The 9,290-nt window shown below is 61.0% G+C and carries 7 protein-coding genes; 3 read left to right on the forward strand and 4 right to left on the reverse strand.

All coding sequences use genetic code 11. The features are described 5' to 3' along the window. Positions 1-358: 358 nt before the first annotated feature. The gene (locus Q0X85_RS08350) at positions 359-1,075 is read right to left on the reverse strand and encodes a Crp/Fnr family transcriptional regulator (protein WP_297771323.1); all 717 of its coding nucleotides are present in this window, start codon (positions 1,073-1,075) and stop codon (positions 359-361) included. Positions 1,076-1,233: 158 nt separating this feature from the next. On the opposite strand from Q0X85_RS08350, the gene Q0X85_RS08355 reads away from it, so the two are divergent. The 3 genes from Q0X85_RS08355 to Q0X85_RS08365 are packed head-to-tail and all read left to right on the forward strand — an operon-like array spanning position 1,234 to position 3,734. Beyond that, positions 1,234-1,665 (forward strand): pseudoazurin, encoded by a 432-nt coding sequence (locus Q0X85_RS08355; protein WP_297771325.1) that lies wholly within the window; start codon positions 1,234-1,236, stop codon positions 1,663-1,665. 57 nt (positions 1,666-1,722) lie between these two features. Beyond that, positions 1,723-2,940: a copper-containing nitrite reductase gene (gene nirK / locus Q0X85_RS08360; protein WP_297771327.1), complete on the forward strand. Its 1,218-nt coding sequence runs from the start codon at positions 1,723-1,725 to the stop codon at positions 2,938-2,940. Positions 2,941-2,954: 14 nt separating this feature from the next. After that, positions 2,955-3,734: an SUMF1/EgtB/PvdO family nonheme iron enzyme gene (locus tag Q0X85_RS08365; RefSeq protein ID WP_297771329.1), complete on the forward strand. Its 780-nt coding sequence runs from the start codon at positions 2,955-2,957 to the stop codon at positions 3,732-3,734. 142 nt (positions 3,735-3,876) lie between these two features. Here the strand turns inward: Q0X85_RS08365 and Q0X85_RS08370 are convergent, their stop codons facing one another. The 3 genes from Q0X85_RS08370 to Q0X85_RS08380 form a co-directional block, all read right to left on the reverse strand. Continuing rightward, positions 3,877-4,671, reverse strand: a complete 795-nt coding sequence (locus Q0X85_RS08370; RefSeq protein WP_297771331.1) for a redoxin domain-containing protein — start codon at positions 4,669-4,671, stop codon at positions 3,877-3,879. 293 nt (positions 4,672-4,964) lie between these two features. Continuing rightward, positions 4,965-5,783 (reverse strand): response regulator transcription factor, encoded by an 819-nt coding sequence (locus Q0X85_RS08375; protein WP_297771333.1) that lies wholly within the window; start codon positions 5,781-5,783, stop codon positions 4,965-4,967. Between the two features lie 277 nt (positions 5,784-6,060). Further along, positions 6,061-8,922, reverse strand: a complete 2,862-nt coding sequence (locus Q0X85_RS08380) for a calcium-binding protein (RefSeq protein ID WP_297771335.1) — start codon at positions 8,920-8,922, stop codon at positions 6,061-6,063. Positions 8,923-9,290: the final 368 nt, after the last annotated feature.

A 9,290-nucleotide genomic window follows, 5' to 3' on the forward strand; every position in this document is an offset into this window, starting at 1 on the left:
CTGTCGATTGCGTTAGAAACGAACCTCGGCTTGGCTTGGCCTTGAGCGGACCTAAGAGCCAACCGCGCGAACAGCACCGAAGGTGCCGCGCGATCGCCGGGCCGTCCCGCGGCCTGGCGATTTGATGGGGCGAGCAACGTGTAGAGGTCGCGATGACTTGGCTGGCATAAAGCGCCCGCACCGGCCGTTGCCTCGCCAGCCCCCGGCCCTGCGACCGCGCGGCACCTTCTACGGGTCAATCAATGGCAGCAAAAGGCCCATGGCCGACCTTGACCCCTGCTTTCACCAAGAGCAACTTTGCCCCGCAAAACCCACCTTTCCCCAATCCCCCGTCAACGACACCCCGACACCACCCCCCTCACCCCTGGCTCAGCACCACCAGCGCGTGCGGGTCACAGACCTTGATGCGCTTGCGCTTGCTCTCGACCAGCCCGCGCTTTTCCCAGCTGCTCAGCAACCGGCTGACCGTGTGCAGCGTGGTCGCGGTCAGTTCCGAGAGATCCTGACGGGTGATCGGAAAGTCGATCTCGATGCCGCCCTCAACCTTGCGCCCGGTCTGGTTGATCAGCCGCAGGATCGCATTGGCCACGCGTTGCTCGACCTGCTGCGTCGCCAGTTCGACGATCCGGGTGTTCATCTCCCCCACCCGGTGGCCGAGGGTCTTGTAGGTCTCGCTGGCAAAGCCGTCATACTCGGCTACGAACGTGTCCCACAGGCTGGTCGGCCAGCTGAGCACGATCGATTCGGTCGCCGTCATCGCCGTCGCGGGATAGGTCTCGCGCCCGATCGCCTTGGCAATACCCAAGAGCTGCCCCGCCGGAATATGCAGCGCCGTCACCTGCTCACCGGTGGGCGTGATGCGCACCACCCGCACATAGCCATCGAGCAGCATGTAGAATCGCTCGGCCGGATCACCCTCGTTGAACACCGCCGCCCCGGACTCGTAGCGCCGCGAACTCGCCTGATCCAGAATCGTGCGTATCTGCCGCTTCTCCAGCCGGGAAAACGGCGGCAGATGCGTCAGCAGGCTTTCGTCAAGGCGCGGCAGGGTCTTGCGGGTGGGTTGCTCGGTCATGGCGCGCGTCATCGCACAGAACCACGTGCAACGCCACAACCGGATGATCCGCCCCCGCCCGATCAATCGCCCCGAAGTTTGCGCCAGAGCAATATCGCGCCTGCGGAAATCACTATTCTCAAGGTCAAGCAATAACGCGACATGAAAGGACAAACGACATGATCCGCACACTGACAACCGGCCTCGCCCTCGCGGCCCTGATGGGCTCTGCGGCCTTTGCCGAAACCTTCGAGGTCAAGATGCTGAACAAGGGCGCCGATGGCGAGCGCATGGTGTTCGAGCCGGCCTTTGTTCAGGCCGCCCCCGGCGACACCATCCGCTTCGTCGCCACCGACAGGGGCCACAACGCCGAGATCAACAAGGGCATGCTGCCCGAGGGGGCCGAGGCATTTTCCGGCAAGATCAACGAGGAATTCGACGTCACGCTCGATGTCGAAGGCGTCTATGGCGTCATCTGCAAGCCGCACTTTGCCATGGGCATGGTGATGACCATCGCCGTGGGCGATGTCGAGGTCCCCGACACCTTCCTCGAGGGCCGCGTGCCCCGCAAGGCCAAGGAGCGTTTCGAGGCGCAACTCGGCAATCTCTGATCCCTTTCCCGGTGCGCGGGCATAACGCCCGCCACCCCCATTGTCATGGAGGACATCATGACCAAGCTCATCAATCCCGGACTCGTTTCAACCAGCCGCCGCAACGTGCTGCGCGGCTCCATGCTCGCCGGTGCGGCAGCAATGGCAGGCGCAGGTGCAATGGCCGCCTCGCGCGCGCCCCGGCTTACCAAGGCCAACGCGGCATCCGCGCATCTTCACAAGGCCGCCGCCAAACAGGTTGCCGAAACCAAGGCCAAACCCGCCGATCTTTCGGGCTATACCCGCGTGCGGCAGGAGCTGGTCGCACCGCCCTTTGCGCCCGCCCACGAGCAGGTTGCCACCGGCGGCCCCAAGCTCATCGAGATCACCATGGAGACCACCGAACGGCTGATGGTGGTGGACGAGGACACCGGTGCCTCGGTCTGGGCGCTGACCTATAACGGCTCGGTCCCCGGCCCGCTGATCATCTGCCACGAGGGCGACATGATCGAACTGACCCTGCGCAACCCCGCCGACAGCATGATGGAGCACAATATCGACTTTCACGCCTCCACGGGGGCCCTGGGCGGCGGTGGCCTGACCCATGTCTATCCCGGCGAGGAATGCGTGCTGCGCTGGAAGGCGACCAAGCCGGGCTGCTTTACCTATCACTGCGCCCCCGGCGGTGCGATGATCCCGTATCACGTCACCCATGGCATGAACGGTGCTGTCATGGTGCTGCCGCGCGACGGGCTGAAGGATGGCCAGGGCAACCCGCTGAAATACGACAGCATCGCCTATATCGGCGAACAGGACTACTACCTGCCGATGGACGACAACGGCGACTACAAGAGCTATGACGCCGCCGGGGACGACTATGCCGACAGCCTTGTTTCGATGCGCACGCTGATCCCGACGCATTCGGTGTTCAACGGCGCGGTCGGTGCCCTGACCGGCGAGCACGCCCTGCGCGCCAAGGTCGGCGAGACCGTCCTGATGATCCACAATCAGGCCAACCGCGACTCGCGCCCGCACCTGATCGGCGGCCATGGCAACTTTGTCTGGGAGACGTCGTTCACCGACGCGCCGATGACCGGCATGGAGACATGGTTCGTGCGCGGCGGCAGCGCGGTGGCGGCGATGTACACCTTCGAGCAGCCGGGCGTCTACGCCTATGTCAACCACAACCTGATCGAGGGCGCGATGCTGGGGGCCGCTGCGCATTTCGTGGTCGAGGGCGACTGGGACAACCAGTTGATGGAACAGGTCGTGCCGCCACGGGCCTTTGCTACGTAAGAGGAGTACCTGACATGACGACCGCCGCCACCACTCACGCCGACCCGCTCAAGACCGCGCTTGGCTTTGCGGCTCTGGGCCTTCTGGCGGCGGTCATCGCCGGGGGCGCGCTCTTGCAGCGCGCCCCTGATCCGGTCTTTCTGCCAGTGATGGCCGACCGGCCCGTGATGCTCCCAAACGGTCGCGCGCTTTATGTGCAACGCCATGAGGTCACGATCACCGAATGGGCGCGCTGCGTCGCGCAGGATGCCTGCGCACAGGCCGTCCGCGCCCGTGCCGGTCAGGACCCGGCGACCACGCCCGCAACCGGGCTGAGCTATATCGACGTGCAAGACTACCTCGCCTGGATCAATGACGCCACGGGCCATGCGTTTCGCCTGCCCACTGCCGGGGAATGGCATGTCATGGCCGCCGCGGTCCTGCCCGACGAACCGGACCCGATCTTCACCGACCCATCGCTGACATGGGCCTCGACCTACCTGACCGAGGGCACCGCCCCACGGGCGCTCAAGCCGCAAGGCAGTTTCACGACCTCTCCCGAGGGTATCGCCGATCTGGACGGCAGTGTCTGGGAATGGACGCAGGAATGTTATGCAGGTGCCAGCGACAGCACCGACCCGTCCCGCTGCCCGGCGTTCTTTGTCGGCGGCGAGCACGTTGCCGCAATGTCCTATCTGGTGCGCGACCCCGCGCGCGGCGGCTGCGCCGTCGGCACGCCGCCCGCGCATCTCGGGATGCGTCTGGTGACAGATGATGCGATCCGGCAGAGCCGCGTGACCAGCGACAGCCAGTAGCGCCGCGACATTCGCCCAAACGGATGAGCCGGCGCAAGACCCGCTCACCCGTTTGCTCAGGGATCAGGCAACGAGAGCTTGGACCGCCACCGATCCAACAGAGGGCGGCCAGCTGACAGGCACGCCCCCCGACACCCCGGCGTCAAAATTGGGGCCCCTCCAAATCCAGGCAGATTTGCTCCGACGAAACGATCGTGGGCGCTGCGGCTCTGCGGGCACGCCTCATCGCATCGCCCTGAACAATCCGAAGATATGGCATCAGATATTGAGAGCCCGCGCCAAATTCACGCATGACGGCAGCTTCGGGCCGATTGTCTGGAATAATGATCGGATCGCAGTCCTGCCAGTCCGCCGGTGTGGCCGCCCCGGTGCGATCGCGCAACTGCAAGGCTTCTACAACACGAAGGGTCTCTTCCATGCTGCGGCCGATGAACAACGGGTACTCGAAAATCATGCGGATGCGCATTTGCGGATCAAGGATGAATGATTTGCGGATTGGCCATGTGGCGTGCTCCCGCCCGTGACGCATCCCGAAGAGGGTAGAAAGCCTGCCGTCAGGATCACACGCTGTGGGGAACCAGACCTCGGAGTTGAAAAAGTCCTCTATCTCGATATGCCAGTCCACTTGATCCTCAAGCGGCGATCCCGTCAGACCCAGCGGTTTGACATTGAGTTCCTCGAAATCCTCTCTGGTCGTTGCGATGGCACCCAGCTCTGTCGTGCAAACCGGCGTGTGCGCCGCCGGGTGACTGAAAAGAAAGGTCCAACTTCCCTCCGACCAATCCCACAAGTTCAATACACCCTGCGTGGTGTCCGCGACGAAGTTGGGAAATATGTCTCCAATCTGCGGAATCCATTTCACGGATTTCTTATAGGCAGTCGGAACACGCATGGCACTGCCGTCTGCTCCACGGGGGGAAAAAAACTGAACGCCCATTCAACTCTCCTTCTTCGTGTTGGCAACAGCCTGATTGCTATCTCCAATGACGCTACAGAAAGCTTTGCACCGATGTTTTAACTTGAGTTTCAAATATTTGGAAAAATGTCTAAAAATATTGCGCGAGTGTGACCGGGTGTTTGTCCACATGCACGCCGCGTGGCGATTGGCGGCCATCCAGGGTCTGCATGCCGCCCGCGCCCCCTCTACAGCAGCAACCCGCCCTGGCGGTGGCCAGAGCGGGCGGGGTCAGGTAGCGCACTCGCGACGCGGACCACAAAACGGGGTGCGCCTCACCACGTTTTGGTATGCATGATCAATGGCTTCTGCGACACAATGCCGGGTACGGTCGCCCGTCGCGAGTATCGCACGGAGCTATCTTTCTGGCAGGAGAGAGCACCCGTCTTGGCCTTCCGCGCGCGCTCGATGTTCAATTTGTAACCGAGTCCGTAGACCGTTTCGATTCCATCGAACGCCGGGTCGATCATCCGGATCTTGTTACGCACACGCTTCACGTGACTGTCCACGGTGCGGTCATTCACGTCACTGCACATGCTGTGGCTGTAAATGGCGTCAATCAACTGATCGCGCGACTTTACCATACCGTCATGGCGCGCCAACGCACTGAGCAGCGTAAACTCCGTCTTGGTCAGGGACAGCAGGGACTCCATCCAGAATGCCTGAAATCGCCCCTTGTCGATGACGAGATCGCCACGACGTCCCTTGATTTCGATCACCTCTTCGGACAGGTCTTCGCCGTCCTCCGCACTGTGAGCGCCTCGAAACTTGATGCGCTCAAAGAGAACCTCCGGCGTCACCGGCAAGCGAATGTAATCCTGCGCGCCGAGTCGCAGCACGGTCAGTTCCTGCGCGGCGTCCGCGTATTCCGTTATCGCGATCACACTGGCGTTGCCGTGGATTCCATGGCGGAACATCAACTTCCAGCCGACGGCATCGGTATCATCGAGCGATACCACGATCATATGCGGTTTGAACCGCGAGACCTCGGCCTCGGCGCGCTTGACGTCGGTGATGACAAGCGCTTTCGCGCCACTGGCATGCACAAGATCTGCGGTCTGGTTGAGAAGCACCCTGTCGGTGCCGATGAGCATGGTTCGTGTCATTTCTAAGCCCCAAATTTGACGATCGGCCCATTTGCCGATTGAGACCTGTCTACTTTCCAATTTTCGCCGGCTTTTGGCCTTGATCTGAGAAGATGTCTTCGAATATCCAAAAATGTCCAATTTTGCGCCGATTGCTGACGCGATGTTGCCAAATCTGCTTGATGTGCACCTTTCCGGGCCAACGGCCGGTCATGCCAGCGCGATCAGCGCCCAGACGGTGCCGCACTCGAAACGCGCCACCGGTGTGTCAGCCTGAGGCCGGGAATCAGATAAACTGGAAATCGTCCAGCGTCAGATCCGCCGCCGAGACGCCCTCGACCACCACGAGGTGCCCGTCGATGTCCATCTGCGCGCCCAGCCTCGTGTCGGTTATGCCCAACGCATCGACAAAGCCCTGCAACCCGTTTCCGCCGTTGTCGAGAATGATTTCGCCGGTTTCGATATGGCTGGTCCGGATGAGAAAGCTGTCGATCCCGTCCTCATAATCGGTGATCACGTCATCATCCCCCTCATTGAAGAAATTGAAGACAAACACGTCAGCCCCAGCGCCGCCTGTCATGACGTCGTCGCCATCGCCGCCATTGATCGAATCGTCGCCCGTGCCACCGTCGATCCGGTCATCCCGACCGCCACCGGCGAGGAAATCACTGCCGTCGCCGCCCGTGATCAGGTCATCGCCCTCGCCGCCGCCGACGCTGTCATCGCCCGCCCCGCCGTCGATCGTATCCTGCCCGGCTCCACCGCCCAGATCGTCCTGCCCGTCGCCACCGTCGAGCACATCGTCACCAAAGCTGCCGCCGATCATGTCATTGCCCGCGCCGCTGTTCAGAGTGTCGTCGCCTGCGCCGCCCTCAAGCCTGTCGTCACCGACGCCGCCATACATCACGTCATCGCCGAGACCACCGCCCATGGTGTCATTGCCAATCCCGCCATCCATCGTATCGTCGCCGGTCCCGCCCCCCATATTGTCATTGCCGGCGTCACCGTTGACCACGTCGTTTCCGTCGGAGCCGGCCAACTCATCATCGCCGTCGCCGCCCAACAGCGTATCGTCGCCGTCCACGCCCAGAACGGAGTCATTGCCTCGCCCACCCTCCAAATGGTCCGCGCCGGCCTCGCCTATGATCATGTCGTCGCCATCGCCGCCACGGATCGTGTCATCGCCCCACACCCCGCTGAGGTGATTGTCACCAGCATTGCCGACGATCAGGTTATCGGCGGAATTGCCGACACCGATGAGGTCGTCATCGCCTAGAAAGACAAGATCCTCCAGATCATCGCCGCTTGAATGCCGGCGCAACGTGAAGTTCACCGAGCTTTGGACTGTGTCGTGACCGTCACCGGCATTGGCGATCGTCGCGTCGGCGCTATGCACCTCAAAGAGATCATCGCCGTCCGTGCCGGTCAGTGAAAGCGCCGCGTCGGTCTGACTGGAAGGCTGGTTTGCCGGTTGCGGTAGCGGGTCCGCCTCGCTCTGGCGGCTTTCAGATTCAAGGGTCGGCGTGGCACTTGCGGCATCCACGCCCTGGACCTCCAGCCGCACCACGGACCATGCCTGCATGGTCAAGAGAAACTCTTCAAAGTCTTCCGCGCGCATCAGCTCATCGACCTCGGTCTCGGTGATGATCGGATCCGCCATTTCATCGGTTCCGCCCGCGCCGCCGTCGGAAAGCTCGGTCCAGGACACCTGGTAAAAGTCCGACTCGAACGTGAGCGTGTCACTCAGGTCCAAAGACAGCTGGTTTTCCGAACCGCTTCGCTCGGACAGGAAATAGACCTGCGTATCGGTGTCGCCGTAGCCATGAATGGCAACATCACCGGCCACATGGAAATCGAGCAAAGGGTCGAGACCAACGAGGCTTTCACTCATGAGGGCAAACCCCTCGCCGGCAATCGTCAGCGCGTCACCGGAGTTCAGCACCAGTGTCCCCGAGTTGCTGTAGTTGAAGATGACGGGCCAGAAATTGGCCGCGGTCACATCATGCGTCACCATTTCATAGAAGATCTCGATATCCATCGAGACCTGTTGCAGACCTCGGTTGTTCGCCTCCTCGAGGGCGCCGTTCTTGCGCGTGTTCCACTCCGTTATGTAATAGTCCAACTCGGTCTGGGTCACATCGCGCGCGTCAAGCTCGATGTTCCAGATATCGAGTTGGTTGAAGCCGAATTGCTCCTCGGTATTGACCGCGTCAAAACCGCCATCGACGTAGTAGTGATCGACCACGCCGTCGATCGCGTTCGCCGCCTCGCTGACGCTGAACGATACGAGCTGCCCATCCGGGCCCATCACATCTACATCATGGTCATTGAATGCCGCGATGATCTCGCGCGCCTGTTCGCGGGCATTGCCTTGGCCCGGAAGCGTCACTTCGGTCATCCGGCTTGCCTGAGCGTCGTCCATTTTGCGAAGATCTGCGGGCGTATGAACGAACCCGGTCGTCTCATCGACATAAAACGTCGTATCTTCGCGCGGAGAGAACAGGCCTGCGGCGCTCGTGGTCTGCACCACGAGATCGGGCTGCGCCTCCGGTGACATGCCCAGATCGGCCAGAGTGTCCGAAATGACCTGCGACATGGCTGCGGCAAGATTGCCGTATTCAGAGGCCGTCATGCGGCCTGATCCCCAGAATTCGTTGCCGATCTCGAATGCCTGCACCGTGACACCCTGCGCATTCGCGATTTCCAGCGCCCGCGTCGTGAACGCCGCGACATCATCGAGATACGCCTGATCGACAACACGCTGTCCATAGGTGTCGTCAACCATCGCCTCGCCCGCGGATTGCGACAATCCATTGATCGTTGGCATGACGAGTGTGACGCTCGTCCCCAGGATGGCCGCGCTCTCGATGAAATCGCTGAACGGGGCAAGCGTGTTTTCATTGCCCTCGAACGATCCGACCGATTTGTCGTAGCTGCCCCCATCCACATCCGAGATGTCAAAATACCATTCGGTGACCGATCCCCCCGGAAAGCGCAGGTTGGTGACACCAAGATCCTGATATCGCTCATTCATCAAAACATCTTCTACGGTAGTAACCGTGTTCAGCGCGTTCAGGCCGAACATCTGCTGGGTAACGGTGGTGCCAAAATTTTCATCCGTTTGATCGTGTACATGAAACGTTGCCATTCTTAGCTCCTTCAGCCCGGCTGCGAATGCAGTCCTGGGCGAAGGTGCTAGCTTGCGAATTATGCGCCTTTTGGCTGTGCTCTCGAAAGTTCGTGAGAAGCTGTAAAAAAATTAGACTGACAATTCAGAATGTTGTATGAATGTTAAAAAGTGTCGCTTGCAGTCAGCAATTCCGGTTTTATGTGTAGCGTGCCGAGTTTTTTAGTCACATTTGTGGACTGAGCACGCATAGGCGTGTCTCTTTTAACAGGCTGCTGAAGAAGTCAGCCTTGAAGGACGTTATTCTTCCCCCACGGTTTGAAGGTGGCTCTTTGCGACTGCGGACGCCGGGTCGGGTTTGCCCCCTTCGTCAGGGGGCAAGGAGTTTC

Source organism: uncultured Roseovarius sp. (assembly GCF_947259555.1).
Lineage (GTDB): Bacteria > Pseudomonadota > Alphaproteobacteria > Rhodobacterales > Rhodobacteraceae > Roseovarius.